Annotated in this window: 27 protein-coding genes; 18 read left to right on the top strand and 9 right to left on the bottom strand. The window is 61.0% G+C overall.

The window, feature by feature from the left end; genetic code table 11:
- Positions 1 to 8 precede the first annotated feature (8 nt).
- From FHT78_RS15860 to deoA, 5 genes are read left to right on the top strand one after another with little or no spacing between them, the layout of a single operon-like run.
- Positions 9 to 980, top strand: a complete 972-nt coding sequence (locus tag FHT78_RS15860) for an ABC transporter permease (RefSeq protein ID WP_183745692.1) — start codon at positions 9 to 11, stop codon at positions 978 to 980.
- A gap of 1 nt (position 981) precedes the next feature.
- Entirely contained in the window at positions 982 to 1,371 is a 390-nt protein-coding gene (locus FHT78_RS15865) for a cytidine deaminase (RefSeq protein WP_183745695.1), read from the top strand.
- Positions 1,368 to 2,162: a purine-nucleoside phosphorylase gene (locus tag FHT78_RS15870; RefSeq protein WP_183745698.1), complete on the top strand. Its 795-nt coding sequence runs from the start codon at positions 1,368 to 1,370 to the stop codon at positions 2,160 to 2,162. Before FHT78_RS15865 ends, FHT78_RS15870 begins: the two co-directional genes overlap by 4 nt.
- A 21-nt stretch (positions 2,163 to 2,183) precedes the next feature.
- A complete protein-coding gene (gene deoC, locus FHT78_RS15875) occupies positions 2,184 to 2,960 on the top strand; it encodes a deoxyribose-phosphate aldolase (protein WP_183745701.1) in 777 nt (258 codons plus the stop codon).
- A gap of 1 nt (position 2,961) precedes the next feature.
- Positions 2,962 to 4,269, top strand: a complete 1,308-nt coding sequence (gene deoA, locus FHT78_RS15880) for a thymidine phosphorylase (RefSeq protein WP_183745704.1) — start codon at positions 2,962 to 2,964, stop codon at positions 4,267 to 4,269.
- Between the two features lie 6 nt (positions 4,270 to 4,275).
- Here the strand turns inward: deoA and FHT78_RS15885 are convergent, their stop codons facing one another.
- The 7 genes from FHT78_RS15885 to FHT78_RS15915 form a co-directional block, all read right to left on the bottom strand.
- Entirely contained in the window at positions 4,276 to 4,842 is a 567-nt protein-coding gene (locus tag FHT78_RS15885; protein ID WP_183745707.1) for a TIGR02281 family clan AA aspartic protease, read from the bottom strand.
- Between the two features lie 126 nt (positions 4,843 to 4,968).
- Positions 4,969 to 5,598 carry a uracil phosphoribosyltransferase gene (gene upp, locus FHT78_RS15890; RefSeq protein ID WP_183746491.1) on the bottom strand — a complete coding sequence of 210 codons (630 nt, stop codon included), beginning with the start codon at positions 5,596 to 5,598 and terminating at the stop codon, positions 4,969 to 4,971.
- A gap of 102 nt (positions 5,599 to 5,700) precedes the next feature.
- Complete coding sequence (locus FHT78_RS15895) at positions 5,701 to 6,669, bottom strand: adenosine deaminase (RefSeq protein WP_183745710.1); 969 nt, start codon at positions 6,667 to 6,669, stop codon at positions 5,701 to 5,703.
- Entirely contained in the window at positions 6,666 to 7,886 is a 1,221-nt protein-coding gene (locus FHT78_RS15900) for a phosphopentomutase (protein WP_183745713.1), read from the bottom strand. Before FHT78_RS15900 ends, FHT78_RS15895 begins: the two co-directional genes overlap by 4 nt.
- A gap of 281 nt (positions 7,887 to 8,167) precedes the next feature.
- Positions 8,168 to 8,749, bottom strand: a complete 582-nt coding sequence (locus FHT78_RS15905) for a TadE/TadG family type IV pilus assembly protein (protein WP_183746493.1) — start codon at positions 8,747 to 8,749, stop codon at positions 8,168 to 8,170.
- A complete protein-coding gene (locus tag FHT78_RS15910; protein ID WP_183745715.1) occupies positions 8,749 to 9,381 on the bottom strand; it encodes a TadE/TadG family type IV pilus assembly protein in 633 nt (210 codons plus the stop codon). Before FHT78_RS15910 ends, FHT78_RS15905 begins: the two co-directional genes overlap by 1 nt.
- Positions 9,382 to 9,494: 113 nt before the next feature.
- Positions 9,495 to 9,896, bottom strand: coding sequence for a pilus assembly protein N-terminal domain-containing protein (locus FHT78_RS15915; RefSeq protein WP_183745718.1), 402 nt, complete (start codon positions 9,894 to 9,896; stop codon positions 9,495 to 9,497).
- A gap of 393 nt (positions 9,897 to 10,289) precedes the next feature.
- On the opposite strand from FHT78_RS15915, the gene FHT78_RS15920 reads away from it, so the two are divergent.
- The 10 genes from FHT78_RS15920 to FHT78_RS15965 all read left to right on the top strand — a co-directional run bounded on the left by FHT78_RS15920 (position 10,290) and on the right by FHT78_RS15965 (position 19,874).
- Positions 10,290 to 10,484, top strand: coding sequence for a Flp family type IVb pilin (locus FHT78_RS15920; protein ID WP_183745720.1), 195 nt, complete (start codon positions 10,290 to 10,292; stop codon positions 10,482 to 10,484).
- Positions 10,485 to 10,592: 108 nt separating this feature from the next.
- Positions 10,593 to 11,105 (top strand): prepilin peptidase, encoded by a 513-nt coding sequence (locus FHT78_RS15925; protein ID WP_183745722.1) that lies wholly within the window; start codon positions 10,593 to 10,595, stop codon positions 11,103 to 11,105.
- A 110-nt stretch (positions 11,106 to 11,215) separates the two neighbouring features.
- The gene (cpaB, locus tag FHT78_RS15930) at positions 11,216 to 12,031 is read left to right on the top strand and encodes a Flp pilus assembly protein CpaB (protein WP_183745724.1); all 816 of its coding nucleotides are present in this window, start codon (positions 11,216 to 11,218) and stop codon (positions 12,029 to 12,031) included.
- Between the two features lie 11 nt (positions 12,032 to 12,042).
- On the top strand, positions 12,043 to 13,548 hold the full coding sequence (locus FHT78_RS15935; RefSeq protein ID WP_183745726.1) for a type II and III secretion system protein family protein: 1,506 nt from the start codon (positions 12,043 to 12,045) through the stop codon (positions 13,546 to 13,548).
- The gene (locus FHT78_RS15940) at positions 13,545 to 14,294 is read left to right on the top strand and encodes a CpaD family pilus assembly protein (RefSeq protein WP_183745728.1); all 750 of its coding nucleotides are present in this window, start codon (positions 13,545 to 13,547) and stop codon (positions 14,292 to 14,294) included. The genes FHT78_RS15935 and FHT78_RS15940 overlap by 4 nt, the downstream gene beginning before the upstream one ends.
- A gap of 17 nt (positions 14,295 to 14,311) precedes the next feature.
- Positions 14,312 to 15,589 (top strand): CpaE family protein, encoded by a 1,278-nt coding sequence (locus FHT78_RS15945; protein ID WP_183745731.1) that lies wholly within the window; start codon positions 14,312 to 14,314, stop codon positions 15,587 to 15,589.
- A gap of 23 nt (positions 15,590 to 15,612) precedes the next feature.
- Positions 15,613 to 17,097 carry a CpaF family protein gene (locus FHT78_RS15950; protein ID WP_183745734.1) on the top strand — a complete coding sequence of 495 codons (1,485 nt, stop codon included), beginning with the start codon at positions 15,613 to 15,615 and terminating at the stop codon, positions 17,095 to 17,097.
- Position 17,098: 1 nt separating this feature from the next.
- Complete coding sequence (locus FHT78_RS15955; RefSeq protein ID WP_183745737.1) at positions 17,099 to 18,106, top strand: type II secretion system F family protein; 1,008 nt, start codon at positions 17,099 to 17,101, stop codon at positions 18,104 to 18,106.
- Positions 18,107 to 18,121: 15 nt separating this feature from the next.
- The gene (locus tag FHT78_RS15960; protein WP_183745740.1) at positions 18,122 to 19,105 is read left to right on the top strand and encodes a type II secretion system F family protein; all 984 of its coding nucleotides are present in this window, start codon (positions 18,122 to 18,124) and stop codon (positions 19,103 to 19,105) included.
- Positions 19,106 to 19,241: 136 nt separating this feature from the next.
- The gene (locus FHT78_RS15965) at positions 19,242 to 19,874 is read left to right on the top strand and encodes a LysE family transporter (RefSeq protein WP_183745742.1); all 633 of its coding nucleotides are present in this window, start codon (positions 19,242 to 19,244) and stop codon (positions 19,872 to 19,874) included.
- A 1-nt stretch (position 19,875) separates the two neighbouring features.
- Here the strand turns inward: FHT78_RS15965 and FHT78_RS15970 are convergent, their stop codons facing one another.
- On the bottom strand, positions 19,876 to 20,709 hold the full coding sequence (locus FHT78_RS15970) for a tetratricopeptide repeat protein (RefSeq protein ID WP_183745744.1): 834 nt from the start codon (positions 20,707 to 20,709) through the stop codon (positions 19,876 to 19,878).
- 139 nt (positions 20,710 to 20,848) lie between these two features.
- On the opposite strand from FHT78_RS15970, the gene FHT78_RS15975 reads away from it, so the two are divergent.
- From FHT78_RS15975 to FHT78_RS15985, 3 genes are all read left to right on the top strand, one after another.
- Positions 20,849 to 22,240: a M17 family metallopeptidase gene (locus FHT78_RS15975; RefSeq protein ID WP_183745747.1), complete on the top strand. Its 1,392-nt coding sequence runs from the start codon at positions 20,849 to 20,851 to the stop codon at positions 22,238 to 22,240.
- Positions 22,241 to 22,352: 112 nt separating this feature from the next.
- Entirely contained in the window at positions 22,353 to 22,703 is a 351-nt protein-coding gene (locus FHT78_RS15980) for a MarR family winged helix-turn-helix transcriptional regulator (RefSeq protein WP_183745749.1), read from the top strand.
- A 52-nt stretch (positions 22,704 to 22,755) separates the two neighbouring features.
- Complete coding sequence (locus FHT78_RS15985) at positions 22,756 to 23,610, top strand: NlpC/P60 family protein (RefSeq protein WP_183745752.1); 855 nt, start codon at positions 22,756 to 22,758, stop codon at positions 23,608 to 23,610.
- 15 nt (positions 23,611 to 23,625) lie between these two features.
- Here the strand turns inward: FHT78_RS15985 and FHT78_RS15990 are convergent, their stop codons facing one another.
- Positions 23,626 to 25,014, bottom strand: a complete 1,389-nt coding sequence (locus tag FHT78_RS15990) for an amidase (RefSeq protein WP_183745755.1) — start codon at positions 25,012 to 25,014, stop codon at positions 23,626 to 23,628.
- Between the last annotated feature and the right edge of the window lie 9 nt (positions 25,015 to 25,023).

Genomic DNA, 25,023 nt, shown 5'->3' on the forward strand with positions numbered 1-25,023 from the left:
AACAGACGATGGAATATTATGAGATTTTCATCAACGTTCTGAGCTCGACGATCCGGCTCTCCATTCCGCTGATCTTCACCGCTCTTGCCGGCCTGTTTTCCGAACGCGCCGGCATCTTCGATATCGGTCTCGAAGGCAAGATGCTGGGCTCGGCCTTCGCCGCCGCCTGCATCGCCTATCTCACCGGCTCGGCCTGGGCCGGCCTCGGCGCCGGCGTGGTCTGCTCGGTGGCGCTCAGCCTCGTGCATGGCTTTGCCTCGATCACCAATCGCGGCAACCAGATCATCTCGGGTGTCGCCATCAACTTCTTCATCGCCGGTATCACCATCGTGCTCGGCCAGGCCTGGTTCGGGCAGGGCGGCCGCACGCCGCAGTTGCTGCCGGAGGCACGCTTCGCACCGATCATCCTGCCGGGCGCCGATGCTGTCAGGAACGTGCCGATCGTCGGCCCGCTCTATGCCGGCGTGATCTCCGGCAACAATATCCTGACCTACCTTGCCTTCCTCGCCGTGCCATTCTCCTGGTGGGTCCTCTATCGCACGCGTTTCGGCCTGCGCCTTCGCGCTGTCGGCGAAAATCCGGGTGCGGTCGATACGGCAGGCATTTCGGTCTCCTGGCTGCGCTACCGCGCCGTCATGTGCGCCGGCATCCTCTGCGGCTTTTCCGGCACCTATCTGGCAATCGCCCAGTCGGCTGCCTTCATCAAGGACATGTCGGCCGGCAAGGGCTATATCGCGCTTGCCGCTCTCGTCTTCGCCAAGTGGAAGCCCGTGCCGGTCATGTTCGCCTGCCTGCTCTTCGGCTTCCTCGATGCTCTCGCGAATTTCATGCAGGGCAAGCACGTGCCGCTGATCGGCGAGGTGCCGGTTCAGGTTTTCCAGGCTCTGCCCTATATCCTGACCTGTGTTCTGCTCGCCGGCTTCATCGGCGTCGCAATCCCGCCGAAGGCCGGCGGCGTGCCCTATGTGAAGGAGCGTTGAGATGTCTCACGACCTGTTCGAAGCTGCTCGCGGCGCCATGGCCTTCGCGCACGCTCCTTATTCCAAGTTCCCGGTGGGTGCTGCGATCCGCGCCGAGGACGGCAAGGTCTATACCGGCGCCAATATCGAGAACCTCTCCTTCCCTCAAGGCTGGTGCGCGGAGCCTACGGCGATCGGCGCCATGATCATGGGCGGCGCGAAGAAGATCGTCGAAATGGCCGTCATCGCCGAAAAACTGCCGCTCTGCCCGCCCTGCGGCGGCTGCCGGCAGAAGATCTCGGAATTCGCCGGCAAGGACACCAGGATCTACCTTTGCGACGAAACCGGCGTGAAGAAGACCATGACCATGGAAGAGCTTCTGCCCTTCAGCTTCGAAACGGAACTCGGATGATCGCGACCGTCGAACTGCTCGCAGCACTGCTCGGTGGGCTCAAGCCGCGATACGGGATCGTACTCGGCTCCGGCCTCGGCTCGCTCGTCAGCGAGCTTACCGATGCGGTCTGCATCCCCTACAAGGACCTGCCGGGCTTTCCGGTCAGCGCCGTCTCCGGTCATGCCGGAGAGGTCGTCGCCGGCCATCTCGGCTCGGTGCCGGTCATCATGCTCTCGGGCCGCGTCCACTATTACGAAAAGGGCGATGCCAATGCCATGCGGCTGCCGATCGAGGTTCTGCATGCGCTCGGCGTCGAGGCGCTGATCCTCACCAATTCGGCCGGTTCGCTGAAAGAGGACATGCCGCCGGGCTCGGTCATGCAGATCGCCGATCACATCAATTATTCCGGCATGAATCCGCTGATCGGCGAAGAGAGCGACAATCGCTTCGTCGGCATGACCAATGCCTATGACGCCGATCTTGCGGCTGCCATGCGAGATGCGGCAAAGACGCTTGATATCCCGCTCGCAAGCGGCGTCTACATGTGGTTCTCCGGCCCAAGTTTCGAGACGCCGGCCGAGATCCGCATGGCTCGCATTCTCGGCGCAGATGCGGTCGGCATGTCGACCGTGCCTGAAGTCATCATCGCAAGAATGCTGGGCTTAAGGGTTGCGGCAGCCTCGGTAATCACCAACTATGGGGCTGGCATGACCGGAAACGAGCTCAGCCACGAGGAAACCAAGGATATGGCGCCGGTTGGCGGTGCCCGTCTCGCCGCCATACTCAAAGAAATGATTGCCGGTCACTGATTGCCGGTGGAGGAAGCGAAAATGTACAGCCATTCCAACCGGGAAACGGCCGCCGTCGCCCTTTCCCTTCTCGATCTCACCAACCTGAAAGACGATTGCACCCAGGAGCAGATCGACACGCTTTGCGCCCGCGCGCAGACACCCTATGGCAGCAGTGCCGCAATCTGCATCTGGCCGCGTTTCGTCGCCCATGCCCGTATCGTACTCGGCAAGGGCCACCCGGTTCGCATCGCGACCGTCGTCAATTTTCCCTCCGGTGATATGGAAATCGCCGATGTCGCCGCCGAAACGCGTGAGGCGATCGCCGATGGTGCCGATGAGATCGATCTCGTCATCCCTTATCGCAAGCTGATGGCAGGCAACGAGAAGGCCGTTACCGACATGGTTGCGGCCGTGCGCGCCGAGTGCGTTGCGCCTGTCCTTCTCAAGGTCATCATCGAGACCGGTGAGCTGAAGGATGCCGCTCTTATCCGCCGCGCCTCGGAACTGGCGATCGAAGCCGGCGCCGATTTCATCAAGACCTCGACCGGCAAGGTCGCCGTCAACGCGACGCTCGAAGCGGCCGACATCATGATCCGCGCGATCAGAGAGAGCGGCCGCAAGGTGGGCTTCAAGCCGGCCGGCGGCATATCGACAGTTGCCGATGCTGCCCTTTATCTCAGCCTCGCCGAAACCATCATGACGCCGGACTGGGCGATGCCCTCCACCTTCCGTTTCGGCGCGTCCGGGCTGCTCGACAATATCCTTTCGGTCCTCAGCGGCACGGAACCGAAGCCGGCGGCCGCCTCGAGCTATTGAGATGATCCCGCAGGAGATCATCCGCCAGAAGCGCAACGGCGCTGAACTGCCGACCGATGATATCGACGCCTTTATCGCAGCCCTTGCCGCTGGCAATCTGTCGGAAGGCCAGATCGGCGCCTTCGCCATGGCGGTCTGGTTCAAGGGCATGTCGCGCACCGAAACCGTTGCACTGACGCTTGCCATGGCCCGCTCCGGGGACATGCTCTCCTGGGACGGTATCGACCGCCCCGTCGCAGACAAACACTCGACCGGCGGCGTGGGCGACAACGTCTCGCTGATGCTCGCCCCGATCGCCGCCGCCTGCGGCCTGGCCGTGCCAATGATCTCAGGCCGCGGCCTCGGCCACACCGGCGGCACGCTGGACAAGCTCGAATCCATTCCAGGCTATACGATCAATCCGGATGCCGCTCTCTTCCGCAAAGTGGTTAAAGAGGTCGGCTGCGCCATCATCGGCCCGACGGGTGCCTTGGCCCCGGCCGATGGCAGGCTCTATGCCGTGCGCGATGTGACGGCGACCGTCGATTCCATCCCGCTGATCACAGCCTCGATCCTGTCGAAGAAACTTGCCGCCGGCCTGCAGACCCTGGTGCTCGACGTCAAAACCGGCAACGGTGCCTTCATGGCCGATCCCGAGCAGGCGATCGCGCTGGCGCATTCGCTGGTCGAAGTCGCAAATGGTGCGGGCGTGAAAACCTCTGCGCTCATCACCGACATGAACCAGCCGCTTGCCGATAGCGCCGGCAATGCCGTGGAAGTGCGCAACTGCCTTGATTTTCTGGCAGGCCGAAAGACCGGTACCCGCCTTGAAACCATAGTGCTTGCCTTTGCCGCCGAAATGCTCGTGCAGTCAGGTCTTGCCGGCTCCCTCATCGAGGCGGAGAGCAAGGCGCAGGATGCGCTCTCTTCCGGCAAGGCTGCGGAGATCTTCGCGCGCATGGTGCATATGCTCGGGGCCCCCGCCGATCTTCTGGAACGGCCCGACGCCTATCTGCGCAGGGCGCCTGTCGAGCGGCATGTTCCGGCCTCGCGTAGCGGCTGGCTCGCGGCCTGCGACGCCCGCGATCTCGGCGTGAGCGTTATCGATCTCGGTGGCGGGCGACGCCACCCTGCCGACAGGATCGACCACAGCGTCGGCTTCACCGGCCTGCTGCCGCTTGGAACGCATGTGCATGAGGGCGATCCGATAGCGCTCGTTCACGCTGCCGACGAGGCTTCGGCCGAAAGAGCCGTCGTCGCACTTGCCGCAAACTATCGCATTGCCGACGAGAAACCGGAACCGCTTCCGGTCATCGCCGGCCGGATCTGATGGGCTCTACTCCTTGAGACTGAGCGAGCCATCGGCAACGGAGTAGGAGGCAAGCTTCCGCAGGAAGCTCATACCAACAAGCGTGTTGCTCAGCGCTTCGTCTTTCAGCACGAAGGCTTCGACGCTGCGAACACGAATGCCGCCGATTTCCACGCGGTCGAGCATCACATGCGCCGCCTTGGTCTGGCCGTTCGCCGTATTGACGGCATAACGGAAATCGAGCTGGTTGCCGGAAAAGCCGAGCCTGCGGGCGAGGCTTTCGTTCAGCGCGACATAGGTGGCACCGGTATCGATCAGCCCCTGCACAGGCTTGCCGTTGATCCTGAAATTGCCGGTATAATGGCCCTGGGAATCGGCCTGAAGGCGGATCATGCCGCCATTGGCGATCGTAGCAGGCGCATCGGGCGCGCTACCCTCGGCCGAAACGAAATTTGCGGAGATCGTATTGCCGGGCTGGGTCGTGCCGGTGAGCAGAGAAGGCACCTGTGTCGCCAGTGCCGCCGCGATGCTGGCAAATATGACGGTACGCATGAGCATGAAACAGAAATCCTTCCTGTATAAACCCCGCCTCATGCGGGACCTCATGTTTCAAGCAGCTAAGCCATAAGTGCTGAAAAGTTGCTAACGGCGACATAAGAAAGGCCCGGAACGAACCGCCCAGGCCTTGAAGTGCTTTCGAATTGGTAAAGGACGCTGAAATTATTTGGTACCGTACATCCGGTCGCCGGCATCGCCGAGACCGGGCACGATGTAACCCTTCTCGTTCAGATGGCTGTCGATCGCCGCCGTGAAGACCGGAACGTCGGGATGCGCGGCACGAAAGTTCTTGAGGCCCTCGGGGGCGGCCAGCAGGCAGAGGAAGCGGATATTGTGCGCGCCGCGCTCCTTCAGCTTGTCGATCGCGGCAATCGAGGAGTTGCCGGTCGCAAGCATCGGGTCGACGACGATGATCAGGCGCTCGGCGACATCCTCAGGCGCCTTGAAGTAATATTCGACCGGCTGCAGCGTTTCGTGGTCGCGATAGACGCCGATATGGGAAACGCGGGCGGAGGGTACCAGATCGAGCATGCCTTCGAGAAGCCCGTTGCCGGCGCGCAGGATGGAGGCAAAGACCAGCTTCTTGCCTTCGAGGATCGGCGCCTGCATCTCCTGGATCGGTGTTTCGATCGTCTCCATCGTCAGCTCCAGATCGCGCGTCACCTCATAGCAGAGCAGTGTCGAAATTTCGCGCAACAGCCGGCGGAAGCTGCCTGTCGAGGTTTCCTTGCGCCGCATGATGGTGAGTTTGTGCTGCACGAGCGGGTGATCGATGACTGTGACGCCGTCCATAGGGAAACCTTCCAATTCTTTGTTCTTATCGGCTGTTTCTTCCATGGAAATCGCCTCCACTGCAAGAGCGGAGGCGAATTTGCCATTAATAACTCCGCGCCGTTAAAGACGGGCGAGCAACGCTTTGCGCGTCTCTTCGTCGACGAAGGCCGCCTCGATGGCCGTTTGCGTCATGGCGTTGATGTCAGCATCGCTGAAGCCGAAGGCCTGCGAGGCAAGCTCGTATTCCCGCTTGAGCGATGTGTGGAAGAACGGCGGATCGTCGGAGCTGATCGTCACCTTCACGCCCGCATCCCTCAGCCTGCGCAATGGGTGCGAGTCGAAATCCGGAAAGACCTTGAGCGCGATATTCGAGCCGGGGCAAACCTCCAGCACCGTGCCGAGGTCGGCGAGCCGCTTGACGAGGTCGGCATCTTCGATTGCCCGCACACCGTGGCCGATACGCGAAGGGCGCACCGCATCCAATGCGTCCGAAACGCTGAAGGCGCCGCAAACTTCGCCGGCATGGATGGTGAGGCCAAGCCCTGCATCGCGGGCAATGTCGAAGGCGCGCGCATAGTCGGCAACGCGACCCATCCGCTCCTCGCCGGCGAGATTGAAGCCTGTTATCAGCGGATTAGCGGCCTTTGCCGCATATTCCGCAGCGCCGATCACGCTTTCCGGGCCGAAATGCCGCTCCCCGGTCACGATCAGCCGCGCCTCGATGCTGCTTTTTGCCTTCGCCCGGCGGATGCCTTCGCAAACACCTGATATATAGGCGTCCGCACCGAGGCCGATGCGCTTGCCATGGTCGGGCGAAACGATGAGCTCGCTGTAGATCGTGCCGATGCCGGCAAGTTCTTCCAGATAGGTTTCCGTCAGCAGCGCATAGTCTTCCTCGGTCTTGTAGACCTCGGAAACCTTGTCATAACATTCGAGAAAGCTCGCGAAATCATGCCAGACATAGACGCCGTCTTGCAGATGGGCGCTGATGTCGATCCCGTATTTACGCGCCTGAGCCTCAGTCAGATCAGGGGGAGCGGCACCCTCCAGATGGCAGTGCAGCTCGACCTTCTTCAAATCCGATCTCACAGAAAATTCCTCCCATGCGTCCCTGCGGGAATGCCGAGATGCCGCGCAACGCTTTCGCCGACATCGGCATAGGTCCGGCGTATGCCGACCGAGCGCGACCGGATGCCGGGACCGTAAGCGATGACAGGCACGCGCTCGCGCGTATGGTCGGTGCCGCGCCAGGTCGGGTCGCAACCGTGATCGGCGGTCAGGATCACGAGATCACCGGGCTGCAGCTTCCGGTGAACTTCAGTGAGGCGTTCGTCGAAGGCTTCGAGGGCAGCCGCATAACCGGCCACGTCGCGGCGATGGCCATACAGCATGTCGAAATCGACGAAATTGGTGAAGACGAGATCGCCATCCTCCGCCTCGTCTATTGCCGCAAGCGACGCATCCATCAGGGCATCGTTGCCGTTTGCCTTGATGACCCGCGAAACGCCCTGATGGGCGAAGATATCGCCGATCTTGCCGACCGCATGCACATTGCGGCCATGCTGGACGAGCCGGTCGAGCAGCGTCGGTTCCGGCGGCGGCACCGAAAAGTCGCGGCGGTTGCCCGTTCTCTGGAAGGTCGCAGCACTCTGGCCGATGAAGGGGCGCGCGATGACGCGGCCAATATTGTAGGGATCAAGCAGGCCGCGGGCGATCTGGCAGAAGTTGAGCAGCCGGTCGAGGCCGAAATAGACTTCATGAGCGGCCACCTGGAACACGGAATCCGAGGACGTGTAGCAGATCGGCTTGCCGCTGCGCATATGCTCTTCGCCGTAGCGCGCGATGATCTCGGTTCCCGAGGCATGGCAGTTGCCGAGAATGCCCGGCACGTTAGCTGCGCGGCAGAGCGCGTCGATCAGTTCCGGCGGAAAGGCATCGTCCTTGTCAGGAAAATACCCCCAATCGAAGGTAACAGGCGTTCCGGCGATTTCCCAATGACCTGACGGGGTGTCCTTGCCGCGCGAGGTTTCGCTGGCGGCGCCATAGACGCCGTAGATCTTGTCCGGCAGCGGCATCCCGGCCGGAAACTGTCCTGAAGCGGCCCGTGCAATATGCAATAGCCCAAGCGCCGACATGTTCGGAAGCGAAAGCGGGCCGGAACGCAGGCCGACTCGGTCGGCAGCGCCGGCCGCACAGAATTCGGCGATATGGCCGAGCGTGTCGGCGCCCTCGTCGCCATAGGCTGCCGCATCCGGCGCCCCGCCGACACCGAAGGAATCCAAAACGAAGAGAAAGGCACGCGCCATTTTTCACCCGTATTATCTGCTGTCATCAGCCTATAGCTGGAGCGATCTGACTCCAGCGCCACGCTTCTTCAGACGCGCAAAGGACGCTGCAGCACTTTAAATTGCTGCATAATTTATCCTCAAAGCGATTTCGATATAAGGAATTATGCAGGAGCGCCCAGCCATATAATGACGGGAACCGCTTGGCAAATTTGAGGTGTGGAAGCGCAGAGCACGTTCTTCAAAAGGGTGCGTCGGTTTTACGAAGGACCGAAAGCGTAGCGTGCGGATCGCGATACGCTTTAGCAGTCGCCGCAAGGGATATCGTCGTTTTGCCGCTGGCGATAGAAATAGCTGCGGCTGATCGTGATGGTGCGCGTATCCGCCGGCATGAAGTTGGGGGCAAAGACCAGCAGCGTATAGGGTGTGCTGACCTCGGCGCGGATGAGGAAGCTGTTTGCCTTCTTCATATCCGTCGGCACATCGGAAACCGTGCTGTTCTTGGCGTAGGGCGCCGCACCGCTCGGTGCCCAGGACCAGAGAACTTTGGGATTGGCGCCGCCGTCGATCTGGATTGCGGTGACCTTCAACGAGAGACCGGAACTGTCATAAGGCGCGAAGATCGCCGGTGCGGCTTTGGCGATATCTGTGAGCGAGCTTTTGGTGACGCTCTGCTGCTGGGTGATGATATCGGCGATCGAGCCGGCGGCACGTGTCGTGCGCTTGCTGACGCTGAGCCCGATCGTGATCTCGAATGCGCCGAGATAGAGCATGATCAGAACCGGGAAGATGATTGCAAACTCGATGGCGCCCACGCCTTTCCGGTCGCGTGCAAAGCGCCGCGCCGTCGAAGCCAGCCATATCGGAAGTCCCCGGCGCGCCATCATGGATACTGTTCGTTCTGGAAGGCCGCCGTCGCGACGATAAGATATTCGCTGGGCATGGAGCTACCGACAGGGCGAAGGCCGGTGACATAGGGACGAACGAGATCGACGATGATGGACCAGCGATAATAGGCGCGCACCATGTTGATCGAGCCGGGGCCGCCGGGCGTGAATTTGAAATCCGAGACCTTCAGGTCTGAATACTTGTCCGAAGACACGCGCGGGATCGTCGTAGGGACCGAGGCAAAGGTAGTGAAGCTCCGCACATCCAGATAGAGCTTACCGGGTGTCGCCGCCTCCGTCGCCGAGCAGCGGATGATGATCGAGATTTCGTCGCAGAAGGCCTGCCGGAACTGGGTCTGCGTCTTATAGGTCGGACGCGCGGGATCTATGAAGGTGATCTGCCCGGTTCGCATCTGGCGGCTCAGCGTATCCACGGCGTTCGAGACGAGCTCTTCCGCCGTAAAGGCGATGAAGGTTTCCAGGATGGCGAATATGACGACGAAATAAGGAATGGCCAGCAACGCGAATTCGATCGCGGCAGAGCCGTCGCGCGAGCGTGCCAGGGCGCGAAGTCTGGATAAACGCAGCGACGCACGCACCTTGCCCGTCTCCTGCTCACGGATTGCCATAGTCTGGCCTCGAAAATGTTCTTCGGGTGCCACACTAGGGCGTGTTCGTTGATTTTCCGTTTCAGGCCGGAGCAGCTATTTTAACGAATGGGCGTGAGCTTCATGGATATCGCTTAGTTTGCGGAAGCGGCTTCGCCCTGCTGCGAATGCTGCTCGCAATTGGGCGTGCAGGAAAGAACCGAGCGTTCCGTCTGGCGATAGACGCGCACCGTATTGCCTTCATCGATAGAGACGAGGATGCGTTCGTCCAGAATGGCGTTGCCGGCGCCGTCGAGCAGCACGATATTGGTCGTGCCGAAGGCCCGGCCCGTCAGCACGATCGTTTTGGGGTCGGCAACCGTCGCATCGGCGACCTTGGCGTTGCCGACGATGACCTTGCTGACCGGACGGTCCAATTTCAGAACGCGCGCGTGATCCATATAGACGCGCAGCATGTCTTCCTGGGCGGAAGCTGTGGATGCCGTAAGAGCCGCAATCGCCCAGGCAAAGAAAACGGTCTTGCCGTTCGATGGCATTTTGGCCCTCTTTCACGATCGCAATGCAGATTGCAGACAGAATGGAAAAAAATGGTGAATTAAGCTTTAAGCCTCCCATGCCATGTTCATCATGAAACGTATTGGGTCGTTTCGGTACGCGCCGATGAGGCGTAAAATCGCCGGATAGCAGAAATTCGTATTATTTCTGGACGACTGGAAGCTATTGTCCCGGATTTCTTCCGGAAAATCACTAAGAACGTAAGCAATGCAGCAATGAACTACTTACCTCGACTGGGACGGGTTGTCCCATTTACACCTCGTTAACGTATTTCATTAAGTCGATGGAAACGGCCATTCGGTAGGTTGCGGCCATCCGATCAACGGCAAACAGTTGGCGGACGTGCTGAACATCAACTGGAGTTAGAGGTAACCATGACCAAGCTTTTTAGCCGTTTTCTGAAGGATGAATCCGGCGCGACCGCAATCGAATACGGCCTGATCGCCGCCCTGATTTCCGTAGCCCTCATCGCTGGTGCGACGACGCTTGGCGGCAAGATCGGCGACACGTTCAACAATCTTGGCAATCAGATGGATAAGGCCAAGACCGCTTCTGCGACGACGCCGTAATCTAAGCTATCTATAGTATCGGCCGGAGATGATCAGGCCGCTCAATGATTGGGCTCGCAGCTTAATAGCCGTGAGCCTTTTTATTATGTTCCGATCGGGCACATAGACATGATCGCAGCTGCAATCTTCGTGATACTGCCACTCTGCTTGGCTTTTGCGGCCATATCCGATCTGTTGACGATGACGATCCCGAACAGGATATCGTTGATCCTGATAATTTCATTCGCCGTGCTGGCGCCCCTGAGTGGTTTAGCTCTTGCGGCGATTGGAATGCATGCATTGGGTGCCGCCATCGTGTTCGGCATCTGCTTTGCTCTCTTTGCGCTCAATGTCATGGGCGGCGGAGATGCGAAACTCTTGAGCGCGGCCGCGATCTGGTTCGGTTACAATCCCGCTCTGGTGTCTTTTCTGACCTATGTCGGGATCATCGGCGGTCTGTTAACGTTGGCGATCCTAATGATCCGCTCGCAGGCAAATACAATATTGGCCATCGGCCTGCCCATTCCCAATTCACTCCTGCTCGCCAAGAAAATACCCTACGGTATCGCCATCGCGATCGGCGGCTTCCTGGCCTTCCCGTCTTCGCCACTGTTCCTTGCAGCGCTGGAAAGCCTGAAATGACGGCGTTTTAATCGGCCGTTAACTTAAAATGTAAGTGTTCCATTAACCATAATTATACCAATTCCTGAGCATTCTGCGGGGCGAACGCGTTGCGCCCTGAGGAATGATCGATGAAACCGGCCCGCCTTATTATTCTAGCTGTCGCCGTGGTGGCAGCCGGCCTTGCCGGTGTTCTTGCGATGAACATGGCCGGTAGTGGCGGGGTCGTGACGAGAGTCCAATCCGTTATCGAGAAGGAGCCGACCGTCAACGTGCTGGTCTCCAGCGCCAATCTTCCGGTTGGCGCGCGGCTGGACGAGAAAGCCGTTCACTGGATGGCCTGGCCTCAGAGTGGCGTTGTCCAGGGTTTCATTACCGAGGCCGACCGGCCGGATGCCATCAAGGATCTGCAGGGCGCCGTCGTGCGCTTGCCCGTCTTCGAAGGAGAGCCGATCCGTCCGGAAAAGGTCGCCGACTCCAACAGCCGCATCCTGTCCTCGCTGCTGCCTGCCGGCAAGCGCGCCGTCGCGACCGAAATCTCCGTTGCGACCGGCGCCGGCGGCTTCATCCTCCCCAATGACCGCGTCGATGTCATTATGGTGCGCAAAGGGCAGAACACGGACAAATACATAACCGAAACCGTGCTGAGCAATATCCGCGTCCTTGCGATCGACCAGCAGATCGAGGAAAAGGAAGACGGCACCAAGGCGGCAGTCGGCACAACTGCGACGCTGGAGCTGACCCCCGACCAGACCAAGGTCCTAGCCGTCGCCCAGCAGATGGCCGATCGCCTCTCGCTCGCCCTGCGCTCCGTCGCCGATGCCCAGGAGCAGGACACCAGCGCGGCAGACTATCTGCTCAGCGGCGATAACGGCAGTGCAATCGTCCAGGTCATCAAGTCCGGCTCCATCGTCACGGATGCCACCGGCTCAGTGAAGCCGGAGTAAGGGAAATGCAGATGGGCAACTTGAAACAGCGCACCAGGCTTTTCCTGACCGGCTGCCTTTCCCTGGCAATGGCTGCGGCGGGCATTACGCCGCTTTCCTTTCACGCGCCCTTTGATGTGAAGCAGGCCAATGCCGGCTCGGAAAGCCTCATCCGCATTTCCCAAAGCGGTCCCGGCGCACATCGCCGCCTGAAGCTCGGCCTCAACAAGGCTGTTGTCGTCGACCTGCCGGAAGACGCTCATGACATTCTCGTTTCCGATCCCAGCATGGCCGATGCGGTGACCCGCACCTCGCGGCGCATCTATTTATTCGGCAAGAAGGTCGGGCAGACCAATATCTTCGTTTTCGGCGCCAGCGGTGAGGAGGTCGTCAGCCTCGATATCGAGGTCGAGCGCGATGTCTCCGGTCTCGAGGCCAATCTGCGCCGCTTCATTCCCGACTCCGCCATCAAGGTCGAAATCGTCTCCGACAATATCGTTCTGACAGGCACCGTCCGCACGCCGCAGGATGCCACCCAGGCAGCGTCGCTTGCCGAAGCCTTCCTGAAAGGCGGCGAAGCCACGACGCGCACTGAGACTGCCTCCGGTACAGGCGGCGACAGTGCGGTTGCGCTGTTTGCCGAAAGCCGCCAGGTCTCCCAGGTCGTCAACCTCCTGCAGATTCAGGGCGAAGACCAGGTCACGCTCAAGGTCACGATCGCCGAAGTTCGTCGTGAAATCCTGAAACAGCTTGGCTTCGACAATCTCGTTAGCAATTCCTCCGGCATGACGGTCGCCCAACTCGGCAGCCCATCGGCGGATACCGCTACATCCGTCGTCGGCGGGGGGCTTGCCGCGCTCTTCAAGAACTCGATCGGCAAATACGATATTTCGACCTATCTGAATGCACTGGAACAGGGCAAGGTCGTCCGCACGCTGGCCGAACCGACATTGACGGCGATCTCCGGCCAGGCCGCAACCTTCAATTCCGGCGGCCAGGTTCTCTACTCGACGACGGACAACCAGGGCAACGTCACCGTCGTCCCTTATAATTACGGTATCAATCTCGCCTTCAAGCCGGTGGTCCTTTCGTCTGGCCGCATCGCCCTCGAGATCAAGACCAATGTCTCGGAGCCGGCGCCGTCGGTATCGGGTTCGTCGCCGACCTATCAACGCCGCTCCGCCGAGACCTCGGTCGAGCTTCCCTCCGGTGGATCGATCGCACTGGCCGGCCTCATCCGCGACAACATCTCCCAGACGATGAACGGCACGCCTGGCGTCTCGAAGATCCCGCTTCTTGGCACGCTGTTCCGCCAGAAGGGGGTCGAGCGCCAGGAAACGGAACTCGTCATCATCGCGACGCCTTATCTGGTGCGTCCGGTGGCGCGCAATCAGCTCAATCGGCCGGATGACAATTTCAGCCCGACCAATGATGCGTCCGCTTTCTTCATGAACCGCGTCAACAAGGTCTACGGCAGCAACCAGGCGCCGGTCGCCGATGCGCAGTTCCACGGTTCCATCGGGTTTATCTACAAATGAGCGGGGCACGGTCTGGACCGATGAAAAAGAACAGAGATCGGGCGATGGCCCATTCCAATCCGCGGTCCCGCACCGCAAAGCCTCTGCTCGTGGCTGCATCACTCGCCGTTGCAATTCTTTCCGGCTGCGCCGGCCCGCGTGATCAGCTGACGACCGGTGGCATTCCCGATGATTACCGGGAGCGCCATCCCATCGTCGTCACGGAAACCGAGCAGACGGTAGACATCCCGGTCGCCTCTACGGATCGCCGCCTGACGATCGCCCAGCGCGAGCTTATCCGTGGCTTTGCAACCAATTACGTGTCGCGTGCCTCCGGCCCGGTCTATATCCTGTCTCCCGAAGGTTCGGCAAATGCAGGAGCAGCACGCGCCTTGCGCGGCCAGGTTCGCGCCGAACTTGCTTCGCGCGGCATTGCCAGCAACAAGATCATTAACACGACTTACGCGGCAACCGGCCTTCTCGATGCCGCGCCGATACGCCTGAGCTTCACCGGCATGACGGCGGTAACGACCCGGTGCGGTCAGTGGCCGAAGGATATCTCGGCCGACTTCACGAACCAGAATTACTACAATTTCGGCTGCGCCTCGCAGAACAATCTCGCCGCCCAGGTCGCCAATCCGGAAGATTTCGTCGCTCCGCGCGGCATGACCCCGATCGATGCGGAGCGGCGCAACGAGGCGATCAAGGAATACCGGACGACGACGTCCACGATCGAGGAAATCGATTCCGGCCAGACCGGTTTCTGATCAGGCGGAATGGAACGATGAGCACCGTCGACTACGAGATCAAGAATACCAGCGAACTCCGCCACGCTGAAGAGGCGATGCGCATGGGCGAGCTGGAAAACATGCGGCCGCTGCCGCGCATCTCCGTTCATGCCTTCTGCGAAAGCGAAGAACTGCAGCGGGTGATGGAGCGTTGCGCCAACGACAGGCGCATGTCGAAAGTCAGTCTGCGCATCACCAGCGGCGGCACGGCTGCGGCTGCAAACATGTTCTCAGGCGCACCGACGCCGAACCTCATCATCCTCGAAACCAGGGCGAATCCCGCCAGCCTGCTTGCTGAGCTCGCGCCGCTCGCTGCCGTCTGCGATCCCTCGACCAAGGTCGTCATCGTCGGCTACCACAACGATATCGGTCTCTACCGCGATCTGATCCGCAACGGCATTTCCGAATATATTGTCCAACCCGTCGCCATGCCCGATATCATGGGCGCAATGGCGGCGATCTTCGTCGATCCGGAAGCTGAGCCGCTTGGCCGCAGCATCGCCTTTATCGGCGCCAAGGGCGGGGTCGGCGCATCGACCGTCGCGCACAATTGCGCCTTTGGCATCTCGAACCTCTTCTCGACCGAAACGATCCTTGCTGATCTCGACCTGCCCTACGGCACGGCGAATATAGACTTCGATCAGGATCCGGCCCAGGGCATCGCCGAGGCGGTCTTTGCGCCGGAGCGGCTTGACGAGGTCTTTCTCGACCGCCTGCTAACCAAATGCTCCGAGCACCTTTCGCTGCTGGCCGCCCCCTCGCTTCTTGACCGCGCCTATGATTTCGAGGGTCACGCTTTCCAGCCGGTGATGGATGTACTGCAGCGCAGCGCGCCCGTAACGGTGCTCGACGTTCCGCATGCCTGGTCGGACTGGACCCGTTCGGTGCTGTCAAATGCCGACGAAGTGGTTATTTGCGCGGTTCCCGATCTCGCCAACCTGCGCAACGCCAAGAATATGCTCGATGCGCTGCGCAAGATGCGCCCGAACGACAAGGTACCGCATCTCATTCTCAATCAGGTCGGCATGCCGAAGCGGCCGGAGATCTCGGTATCCGATTTCTGTGAGCCGCTGGAAGTCGAACCGATTGCCATCATTCCCTTCGATATCGGCCTCTTCGGCAGCGCCGCCAACAGTGGGCGGATGATTTCCGAGGTCGATCCGAAGTCTCCGACCTCGGAGACATTCTCGCAGATCTCGCACATTGTCACCGGCCGCGTGGCGATCAGGAAGTCCAGGAAGGGCGGCCTTCTCGCCCTTCTGAAACGCAAGTGAACGAGTAGAATTGGATCGGATCAATGTTCGGAAAACGCGGGAATGAAGGTTTCGGAAAGGCCGGTGCCGGCGGTATCGCCGCCCCTGCGCCGCCGATGCCGGCTGCCGTTGCGCCCGCCTCATCCGGTCCCGCGGTGCTTGTCGAGCCGTCGCGCGAGCCTGTCCGCCGGCAGGTGCCGCCGCCGCCGATGCAGACGCCACAGCGCAAGCGCCCCGCCCGCACGGACGAATATTACGATACCAAGGCGCAGGTTTTTTCCGCGCTGATCGATACGATCGACCTCTCGCAGCTGTCCAAGCTGGACGGCGAAAGCGCGCGTGAGGAAATCCGCGATATCGTCAACGATATCATCACCATCAAGAATTTCGCGATGTCGATCTCCGAGCAGGAGGAACTGCTTGAGGATATCTGCAACGACGTCTTGGGCTATGGTCCGCTGGAGCCGCTGCTGGCGCGCGACGACATTGCCGATATCATGGTCAACGGCGCTGGCCAGACCTTCATCGAAGTCGGCGGTAAGACGATCGAATCCGAAATCCGCTTCCGCGATAATTCGCAGCTCCTGTCGATCTGCCAGCGCATCGTCAGCCAGGTCGGCCGCCGTGTCGACGAATCAAGCCCGATCTGCGACGCGCGCCTGCCCGACGGCTCGCGTGTCAACGTCATCGCGCCGCCGCTTGCCATCGATGGCCCCGCGCTCACCATCCGAAAATTCAAGAAGGACAAGCTGACGCTCGATCAGCTCGTGCGTTTCGGCGCCATCACCCCGGAAGGGGCAACTGTGTTGCAGATCATCGGCCGCGTCCGCTGCAACATCATCATCTCCGGCGGTACGGGCTCGGGAAAAACCACGCTTCTGAACTGCCTGACGAACTATATTGACCGCGACGAACGCGTCATCACCTGCGAAGATACGGCCGAACTGCAGCTCCAGCAGCCGCATGTCGTGCGCCTCGAAACACGCCCGCCGAACATTGAAGGCGAGGGCGAGATCACCATGCGTGACCTCGTCAAGAACTGCCTGCGCATGCGTCCCGAACGCATCATCGTCGGCGAAGTGCGCGGACCGGAGGTATTCGACCTCCTGCAGGCCATGAATACCGGTCACGACGGTTCCATGGGCACGATCCACGCCAACAACCCCCGTGAATGCCTGAGCCGTATGGAATCCATGATCGCCATGGGTGGCTTCAGCTTGCCGGCAAAGACCGTGCGCGAGATCATCTCCTCCTCGATCGACGTCATCATCCAGGCGCAGCGCCTGCGCGACGGTTCGCGCCGCATCACCCAGATCACTGAGGTGGTCGGCATGGAAGGTGACGTCATCATCACTCAGGACCTGATGCGTTACGAGATCGAAGGCGAGGACGCGAGCGGCCGCCTGATCGGCCGACATATGTCTACAGGCATCGGCAAGCCGCATTTCTGGGATCGCGCCCGCTATTACAACGAAGAAAAACGCCTCGCCGCCGCGCTCGACGAGATGGAATCGAAAACGAAGGATTGAGATGTTCGGCATCGATCCGACAGTGCTGGCAATTATCGTTCTCGCAGCCGTTGCGGCGGCCGCGGCAAGCTATGCCCTGTTGTTCTCGCGTATCGAGCGCGACAAGAAATCGGCAAGCCGCATCAACCGCGTAAAATCGGCAGAAGTCGATCGCACCAAGGTCAAGGCCGCTCGCGACCGTGTGCAGGAACTGTCGAAACGCCGCAAATCGGTGCAGGACAGCCTGAAGGATCTCGAAAAGCGGCAGCACGAAAAGACCAAGAAGACATTATCGCTGAAATCCCGCCTGGCGCAGGCCGGGCTGCCGATCACGCCCGCCCGCTTCTATCTTTTCAGCGCGCTCCTTGCGTTCATGCTGCTGATCTTGCTTTTCATCGCCGGTGCATCGCTGCCGTTTGTGTTCGGTATTCCCCTGGTCGCAGGCCTTGGTCTGCCACGCTGGGTACTCGGCTTCCTCGTTTCGCGCCGTCAAAACAAGTTCCTCGAGGAATTTCCGAATGCGCTCGACGTCATCGTCCGCTCCATCCGTTCCGGCCTCCCGCTGAACGATGCGATCCGCCTCGTTGCGACCGAAGGGGTCGAGCCGGTCAAGAGCGAATTCCGCCGTATCGTCGAATCGCAGCAGGTCGGCCTCAGCGTACCCGAAGCCTGTGCCCGAATGACCAATCAGATGCCGCTGCAGGAAGTCAATTTCTTCGCGATCGTCATCGCCATCCAGTCGCAGGCCGGCGGCAACCTGTCGGAAGCGATCGGCAACCTTTCCAAAGTGCTGCGCGACCGCAAGAAGATGAAGGCCAAAGTCAAGGCACTGTCGATGGAAGCCAAGGCATCTGCCGTCATCATCGGCGCCCTTCCATTCATCGTCGCCACGCTCGTTTACCTGACGTCGCCGCAATATATGATGGTCCTGTTCACGGATCCGCGCGGCCATTTCATCATGGGCTTTTCCGCGGTCTGGATGTCGATCGGCATCTTCGTGATGCGCAACATGATCAACTTCGATATCTAGCGGGAGCAAGGCAACATGTCGCAGGAACTCGCCGCAACATTGACAGATCCTGCCACGATCGTGGCGGTGCTCGTCGCCATCGCCGTCTTCGCCACCTTCTATACGCTTGCCATTCCTTTTTTTGAACGCGGTGACCTCAACAAGCGCATGAAGGCCGTCTCGACCGAGCGCGAGCAAATTCGCGCCCGCGAGCGCGCCCGCCTGAATGCCGATACCGGCAGCAGGGCCACGCTCAGAAGCCAGAACAGCAGGCCTGTCCGCCAGATCGTCGAGCGTTTCAACCTGCGCAAGGCACTTGTCGACGACAACACGATGAACAAGCTGCGCGCCGCTGGTTTTCGTTCGGAAAACGCGTTGAACACCTTCCTCGTCGCGCGCTTTCTTCTGCCGTTTCTCTTCCTGGCCGTTGCAGCATTCTGGATGTTCGGCCTCGGCAACCTTGTCGACAAGGGCCTGCCGATACGGGTCTTCATCGTCATCGGCATTGCCTATATCGGCTTCTATGCACCGAACATCTATATCTCCAACCGTATGGGCAAGCGTCAGCTGTCCATCAAGCGCGCCTGGCCGGACGCGCTGGACATGATGCTGATCTGCGTGGAATCGGGCATTTCCATCGAAGCGGCCATGCGTCGCGTCTCCGAAGAGCTCGGCGAACAATCGCCGCCGCTTGCCGAAGAGATGGTGCTGACGACTGCGGAGCTTTCCTTCCTGCCGGATCGCCGCGTCGCGCTCGACAACCTCGCAGCCCGCACCCAGATCGATCTCGTCCGCTCTGTAACCCAGGCGCTCATTCAGGCAGACCGTTACGGCACGCCGGTTGCGACAGCACTGCGCGTGCTTGCGCAGGAAGGCCGCGACGAACGCATGAACGACGCGGAAAAGAAGGCCGCCGCCCTGCCGCCCAAGCTGACAGTGCCGATGATCCTCTTCTTCCTGCCGGTCCTGGTCGCCGTCATTCTCGGTCCCGCCGGAATCCAGGTCGCCGACAGGTTCTGATGCTTGCCGCTGTTGAGGAATCCGGTTAGCGTGCAGCCCGCGTAACTGGCGAATGAGATGGGGCCGCGATCGGGAAGCACGGACTTCCTGCCGTTCAAGTGGCCATCTTAGATCGACGTAAAAACGGGGCTTTGCCATGTCTTCTCTCGGCATCTTTATCAGCATCATCAGCGCTTTGATGATCGGCGCCATGAGTCCCGGTCCGAGCTTCGTCGTCGTCTCGCGCATTGCGATTTCCCGCTCTCGCTTTGACGGGCTTGCCGCGGCACTCGGTATGGGCATGGGCGGCGTGACCTTCGCTATTCTCGCGCTTGCCGGCTTGACGGCGCTGCTCTCGCAATTCGAATGGCTCTATCTGGTGTTGAAGATCGCGGGCGGCGCCTACCTGATTTATATCGCCTTGGCGATTTGGAAGGGCGCGAGCGAGCCGCTGGCACTGTCGGGCGATGTCGCCGGTAAGAGCATGCCGGCGCGCAGTTTTACCGCTGCCCTGCTGACGCAGTTGAGCAATCCGAAGGCGATCGTTGTCTATGCCAGCATCTTTGCGGCGCTGCTGCCCAAGACCGTGCCGGCAGAGCTTTTGCTGGCGTTGCCGGTCGGCGTCTTCCTGGTGGAGGCGGGATGGTACGCGATTGTCGCGCTCGCTTTTTCGGCTCGGCGTCCACGCAAGGTTTATATTGCCGCCAAGGCCTGGATCGACAGGGCCGCAGGCGCGGTCATGGCTGGTCTCGGCCTTCGTCTCATCCTATCCGGATTGAACGGCAAATAACTCAGTTGGTATTGCTGGCGATAGATGGCGTCGCGTCTTTCGCCGCCAGCTTCTGCCAGGAATTCTGTTGGGAAAGCATGCCGCGCAAATAGGCGACGTTGGCATCGGCCTGTTGCGGCGAAAGCTCGCGCCGCGCAATCTGCTCGGCCTCCGGAAAACGACCCTGCAGGCCGACGACGAGAGCGAGGTTCTGGCGCACGCGGCTGTCGGCCGAAGGCTGGGCCGCGGCCGAACGCAGATAGGTTTCTGCCGTGCGCAGATCGCCCGTCAGAAGATAGGACATGCCGAGATTGGAAAGGATAGAAGGTTCGTTCGGCTGGACGTCGAGCGCATCGCGGTAGCGCTGGCGTGCATCGTTCGGCTTACCCATCTGATCGAGGATCGCGCCTTCCGCCGAGATCAACCGCCAGTCGGGGCGGTCGGGCGTCTGCGCTCTGCCGATCGTGTCCAGCGCCTGCTGAAGCTGCCCGGCGGCGGCCTGTGCCTTGCCATAGGCGGCAAGCACGTTTCGGTTGCCGGGGTTGGCGATGGCCACCTGCTGCATGACGGCAAGCGCTTGCGCATCGCGTCCGTTCATGCGCAGCAGATTGGCATAGTTTACGCCGTTGACGGGGTCGCGGGGGTTCTTTTCATAAGCCTGGCCGACCCGGTCGGTGGCGGCCCGCAATTCGTTGGCATCCATCTGCTCGACCGGCTTTTCGAGCTTTGGAACGGAACCCGTCGTCATCCGATCCTTTGCCGTCGTCGAGCAACCGGCAAGCGCCAGTATGACGAGAGCAGCCGCGGTTCCCCGCAAAATACGCTTGTCGAGAGGAATGAGGGCCGAGACGGGCATTGCGCGTTCCTGAATGAAATCAGCGCCTGACCTCAAAGCGGAACAGGGAAAGGTTTTGACGCAATCTTCACTCCAGCAATAGTCTGTTAACCCTAACAGATCGTTAAGAAGTGATTCTGCCCCGCCTCTAAGGACAAACATGGCCCCCTTCCAGTTCATCGAGCGACCCACGCCTTTCAACACCAAGGGTGGGTCGACGCTGCCGATTTTTGCTGTCACACCCGCCCATATCGAAACCGGCACCATCGATCCGATCGCGCTCGATTGGGCTCGCAAAGCCGGCTACAAGGCGGAGAGTGGTTCGCTGCTTCTGATCCCGACGGCTGACGGCCATCTCGGCGGCGCGCTCTTCGGGCTCGGCATCAATCCGTCGGAACAGCCCTACATCACCGGCAAGCTCGCCCGCGCACTGCCCGCCGGCGACTGGCACATCGAGACCGCGCCTCTGACGGCAAACCGCCTGGCGCTCGGATTCGGCCTCGGCAGCTACCGCTTCGACCGTTACAAGTCCGAAAAATCCCCGGCCGCGACGCTGATGATCCCGCGCGATGCCGACGCCAACGAAATCAAGCGCCAACTCGCCGGCGTCTTCCTCGCCCGCGACCTCATCAATACGCCGACCAACGACATGGGACCGGAGCAGCTCGAAGCCGCTTTCCGGGATCTTGCCGCCCACTACAAGGCCGAGATGTCGGTCATCATTGGGGACGACCTGCTGAAGGAAAACTTCCCGCTGGTCCATACCGTCGGCCGCGCCAGCGCCGATGCGCCGCGCCTGCTGGAGCTGCGCTGGGGCAAGAAGGGCCACCGCAAGGTTACACTGGTCGGCAAGGGCGTCTGCTTCGATACAGGCGGCCTCGACATCAAGCCGGCTTCCTCCATGCTGTTGATGAAGAAGGACATGGGGGGTGCTGCAAATGTCATGGGCCTGGCGCTCATGATCATGGATGCCAAGCTGAAGGTGGATCTGCGCGTCATCGTCCCCGTCGTCGAAAACTCCATCTCGTCGAATGCCTTCCGCCCCGGCGACATCTACAAGAGCCGCAAGGGGCTGACGGTCCAGATCGACAATACCGATGCCGAAGGCCGCCTGATTCTGGCCGATGCGCTCGCCTATGCCGACGAGGAAGAGCCGGATCTGCTGATCGATATGGCGACCCTGACCGGTGCCGCCCGCGTCGCTCTCGGCCCCGATCTGCCGCCCTTCTTCACCGATGACGCGAACCTTGCCCACGATCTGGCGGAAGCAAGCCTCGAGACGGACGATCCGCTCTGGCGGCTGCCGCTCTACGCCGGCTACGAAAAGGACATCCGCGCCAAGTTCGCCGATATCACCAACGCTCCGGCTGGCGGCATGGCAGGCGCCATCACCGCAGCACTCTTCCTGAAGCGCTTCGTCGGCAAGGCGAAAAGCTGGGCGCATTTCGATATCTACGGCTGGGCGCCGAACGAGCGTGCACACTCGCCGGGCGGCGGCGAGGCGCAGGCAATCCGCGCGCTCTACCACCATATTCGCCACAGTACCCGCTGAGCGATCGTTAGAATTTTATTCACCTTGCGAGGCGGCATTCCGTGCCGCCTCTTGCTTGCGCGCCATAACTACGGAAAATGAAAACGTCAGCGTAACGATTTCCGGAGGGGCCGTGCCGATTGAACTGACCGCCTCGCAGGCGCTTGGCCTCTGGCACGGCGTGGCGCTCGACCAGGTTCGTCACGACAACAGAGATTTGACGTTGCGCCAGATGGCGATCCTGCTGCATATCTATCTGGTGCCGCCGCCGCATACCGTCCGCGGACTAGCCGCGACGCTGAACGTGACGAAGCCGGTCATTACCCGGGCGCTGGATACGATGGGGGAAATGGGCCTCGTCGATCGCGTTCGCGACGATGACGACCGACGCAACGTCATCATCAAGCGCACCGTCGGCGGCGCGCTCTATCTCGAAAAGCTCGGCGACCTCGTGCGCGAGCAGGGCCGGAAGCTTCCGGTCTGAAAGGCCCCCGGCTGAAAGGCCCTCGGCTGAAAGGCCATCTGAAAGGAATGTCATGACGATGCTCGATCGCCGCCTCCACGCCTATCGCCCGGATCTCGCGGAAGCCGGCCTTGAGGGCAAGGTCGAAGCGACGCGTTTCGTCAGCGGCATGCCGGCCCGTGTCTGCGTCCCCGTCATTGCCTTGCGGACTCAACCGGACCTTGCCCGCGGCATCGACACGGAACTGCTTTATGGCGAGGATGTCACGATATTCGATCGCGCCAACGGCTGGTGCTGGGTCAAGGCCGCGTCCGATGGCTATGTCGGCTACCTCCCCGAAAGCGCAGTTGCAGAAGCAGCCAGCGCCCCGACCCACATCGTCGTCCCGCAGCGCACCTTCCTTTATCCGGAACCGGAATTGCGTAGACCCTATAAGGCAGTGCTTTCCATGGGCAGCCGCGTCCGCATATCAGGCGAGGCTGAAGCGCGCGGCAATCACTATCTGGTCCTTGACGATGGCACTGCGATCTTCTCGAAACATCTGCAGCCCATCGGGGCGCTGGACGGTGAGGATTATGTCGATATCGCCGCCCGCTTTCTGGAAACACCCTATCTCTGGGGCGGGCGCTCCGGCCTCGGCATCGATTGCTCCGGCCTCGTCCAGCTTGCATTGCAGATGACCGGCAGAAGTGCACCGCGCGATACCGATATGCAGGCGGAAGGCCTCGGCGAGCCGATCGAGCGCTCAGATGTGCGGCGCGGCGACCTGGTCTTCTGGAAGGGACATGTCGCCATTTTCGAGAATTCCGAAACAATCATCCATGCCAATGGCCATACGATGACGGTCGCACGAGAGAATTTCGAGGCGGCTGTCGAGCGCATCGGCTGGCTCTACGAGCAGCCGACCGGCTATCGCCGCCCGTTCTGACGCTCCCTGCGATCGTCAGGCCAATGGCGGCTTCGGCCAGTCTTTCACGCCACCCGTCCAGTCTTGGAAGGCTTTCGAGAGCCTGAGAACCCGCATGTCGTCGAAGCGCGGTCCGACGATCTGCAGGCCGATCGGCATGCCCTTCGAGAAACCGCAATTGATGGAGGAGGCCGGCTGTTCCGACATGTTCCACGGCACCGTGAAGGCGATATGTTCGAAGGGCAGCTTCGGATCGTTGGTCGGAGAGGCCCATTCGGCCGGATAGGAGACGATCGGATTGGTCGGCGACAGCACCGCATCGACCTCGGCGAACAGCCGGCCGCAGGTCTTTCGCATCTCGATCGTCTGATTGAAGCCCTTGACGGCATCCACGCCGCTGATATCGGCACCGCCCTTCGCCCATTCGTAAATATAAGGAAGGATGCTGTCGCGGCGTTCGTCGCTCAGCCCGGCAATGTCCCCCCAGAAACGCGCGCGCCAGAAAGCGTCGAGCCCGTCCAGCATGGCGCGCGTCAGCACCGGCCCGGCCGGAATGATCTTGGCGCCAGCCTTCTCGAAGAGTTTCGCCGCTTCTTCGACCGCGACCTTCACGTCTTCATCGACGGCCAGGCCACAGCCGGCATCCAGCATCAGTCCGATCCGCATGCCGCTCAAATCGATATCGAGATCCATCCAGTCGAAATCATTGGGCGGAAGGCTGGTGCCGTCGCGCCAATCGGGGCGGGAAAGGGTCGCCATCGAATAGGCGGCATCCTCCACCGTGCGGGTCATCGGTCCCGCAGAGCGGCCGACATAATAGGGATCGACCGGGATGCGCCCATGGCTCGGCTTGAAGCCGAAGACGCCTGTCCAGCCCGCCGGCAGGCGCACGGAGCCGCCAATATCCGTACCGACATGCAACGGCCCGTAGCCGGCAGCGGTTGCCGCCGAAGCCCCGGCGCTCGAACCGCCGGGGTTTTGCGTGATGTCCCAGGGATTGCGGCTCAGATGATGGAAGCTGGAAAGGCCCGACGACAGCATCCCGTAGTCGGGGCAGGTCGTCTTGGCGAAGATGATTGCACCGTCCTCCCGCAAACGAGCGGCCGCCGGCGCATCCGCTTCCGCTGGCTTCAGCTCGACCGCCCTCGTGCCGAGCGGCACCGGCTGGCCCTTGGTGGCGATCAGCTCTTTCAGCGTGACCGGGATGCCGTCCAGCGGACCGAGTGTTCCGCCCTTCATCCAGCGTTCGCTGGATGCCTTCGCCTGCTTACGCGCTGCCTGCGGATCGTAGAGATAAAGTGCTGCGATCGAAGGCTCCCAGGCGTCGATATGCCGTTCGAGGGCAAGCCAGTATTCGAGCGGCGAGAGGCTTTTGTCAGCAAAACGCCGCCTGAGTTCGCGGATTGTGAAATCGGTATCTAGCATGGTCTGGTC

Origin of the sequence: Rhizobium sp. BK196 (assembly GCF_014193255.1) — a bacterium.
Classification (GTDB): Bacteria; Pseudomonadota; Alphaproteobacteria; order Rhizobiales; family Rhizobiaceae; genus Rhizobium.

What these genes read in the sequence shown, in the direction of transcription:
- FHT78_RS15900 (WP_183745713.1), bottom strand. Translation starts at nt 7,886, where the DNA reads ATGGCGCGTGCCTTTCTCTTCGTTTTGGATTCCTTCGGTGTCGGCGGG.
- FHT78_RS15910 (WP_183745715.1), bottom strand. Translation starts at nt 9,381, where the DNA reads ATGGCAATCCGTGAGCAGGAGACGGGCAAGGTGCGTGCGTCGCTGCGT.
- FHT78_RS15945 (WP_183745731.1), top strand. Translation starts at nt 14,312, where the DNA reads ATGAGCACCGTCGACTACGAGATCAAGAATACCAGCGAACTCCGCCAC.
- FHT78_RS15905 (WP_183746493.1), bottom strand. Translation starts at nt 8,749, where the DNA reads ATGGCGCGCCGGGGACTTCCGATATGGCTGGCTTCGACGGCGCGGCGC.
- FHT78_RS15965 (WP_183745742.1), top strand. Translation starts at nt 19,242, where the DNA reads ATGTCTTCTCTCGGCATCTTTATCAGCATCATCAGCGCTTTGATGATC.
- FHT78_RS15925 (WP_183745722.1), top strand. Translation starts at nt 10,593, where the DNA reads ATGATCGCAGCTGCAATCTTCGTGATACTGCCACTCTGCTTGGCTTTT.
- FHT78_RS15950 (WP_183745734.1), top strand. Translation starts at nt 15,613, where the DNA reads ATGTTCGGAAAACGCGGGAATGAAGGTTTCGGAAAGGCCGGTGCCGGC.
- FHT78_RS15860 (WP_183745692.1), top strand. Translation starts at nt 9, where the DNA reads ATGGAATATTATGAGATTTTCATCAACGTTCTGAGCTCGACGATCCGG.
- FHT78_RS15885 (WP_183745707.1), bottom strand. Translation starts at nt 4,842, where the DNA reads ATGAGGCGGGGTTTATACAGGAAGGATTTCTGTTTCATGCTCATGCGT.
- FHT78_RS15865 (WP_183745695.1), top strand. Translation starts at nt 982, where the DNA reads ATGTCTCACGACCTGTTCGAAGCTGCTCGCGGCGCCATGGCCTTCGCG.
- FHT78_RS15990 (WP_183745755.1), bottom strand. Translation starts at nt 25,014, where the DNA reads ATGCTAGATACCGATTTCACAATCCGCGAACTCAGGCGGCGTTTTGCT.
- FHT78_RS15975 (WP_183745747.1), top strand. Translation starts at nt 20,849, where the DNA reads ATGGCCCCCTTCCAGTTCATCGAGCGACCCACGCCTTTCAACACCAAG.
- FHT78_RS15915 (WP_183745718.1), bottom strand. Translation starts at nt 9,896, where the DNA reads ATGCCATCGAACGGCAAGACCGTTTTCTTTGCCTGGGCGATTGCGGCT.
- FHT78_RS15960 (WP_183745740.1), top strand. Translation starts at nt 18,122, where the DNA reads ATGTCGCAGGAACTCGCCGCAACATTGACAGATCCTGCCACGATCGTG.
- cpaB (WP_183745724.1), top strand. Translation starts at nt 11,216, where the DNA reads ATGAAACCGGCCCGCCTTATTATTCTAGCTGTCGCCGTGGTGGCAGCC.
- FHT78_RS15970 (WP_183745744.1), bottom strand. Translation starts at nt 20,709, where the DNA reads ATGCCCGTCTCGGCCCTCATTCCTCTCGACAAGCGTATTTTGCGGGGA.
- FHT78_RS15920 (WP_183745720.1), top strand. Translation starts at nt 10,290, where the DNA reads ATGACCAAGCTTTTTAGCCGTTTTCTGAAGGATGAATCCGGCGCGACC.
- FHT78_RS15985 (WP_183745752.1), top strand. Translation starts at nt 22,756, where the DNA reads ATGACGATGCTCGATCGCCGCCTCCACGCCTATCGCCCGGATCTCGCG.
- deoC (WP_183745701.1), top strand. Translation starts at nt 2,184, where the DNA reads ATGTACAGCCATTCCAACCGGGAAACGGCCGCCGTCGCCCTTTCCCTT.
- FHT78_RS15870 (WP_183745698.1), top strand. Translation starts at nt 1,368, where the DNA reads ATGATCGCGACCGTCGAACTGCTCGCAGCACTGCTCGGTGGGCTCAAG.
- FHT78_RS15940 (WP_183745728.1), top strand. Translation starts at nt 13,545, where the DNA reads ATGAGCGGGGCACGGTCTGGACCGATGAAAAAGAACAGAGATCGGGCG.
- FHT78_RS15935 (WP_183745726.1), top strand. Translation starts at nt 12,043, where the DNA reads ATGGGCAACTTGAAACAGCGCACCAGGCTTTTCCTGACCGGCTGCCTT.
- FHT78_RS15955 (WP_183745737.1), top strand. Translation starts at nt 17,099, where the DNA reads ATGTTCGGCATCGATCCGACAGTGCTGGCAATTATCGTTCTCGCAGCC.
- deoA (WP_183745704.1), top strand. Translation starts at nt 2,962, where the DNA reads ATGATCCCGCAGGAGATCATCCGCCAGAAGCGCAACGGCGCTGAACTG.
- upp (WP_183746491.1), bottom strand. Translation starts at nt 5,598, where the DNA reads ATGGACGGCGTCACAGTCATCGATCACCCGCTCGTGCAGCACAAACTC.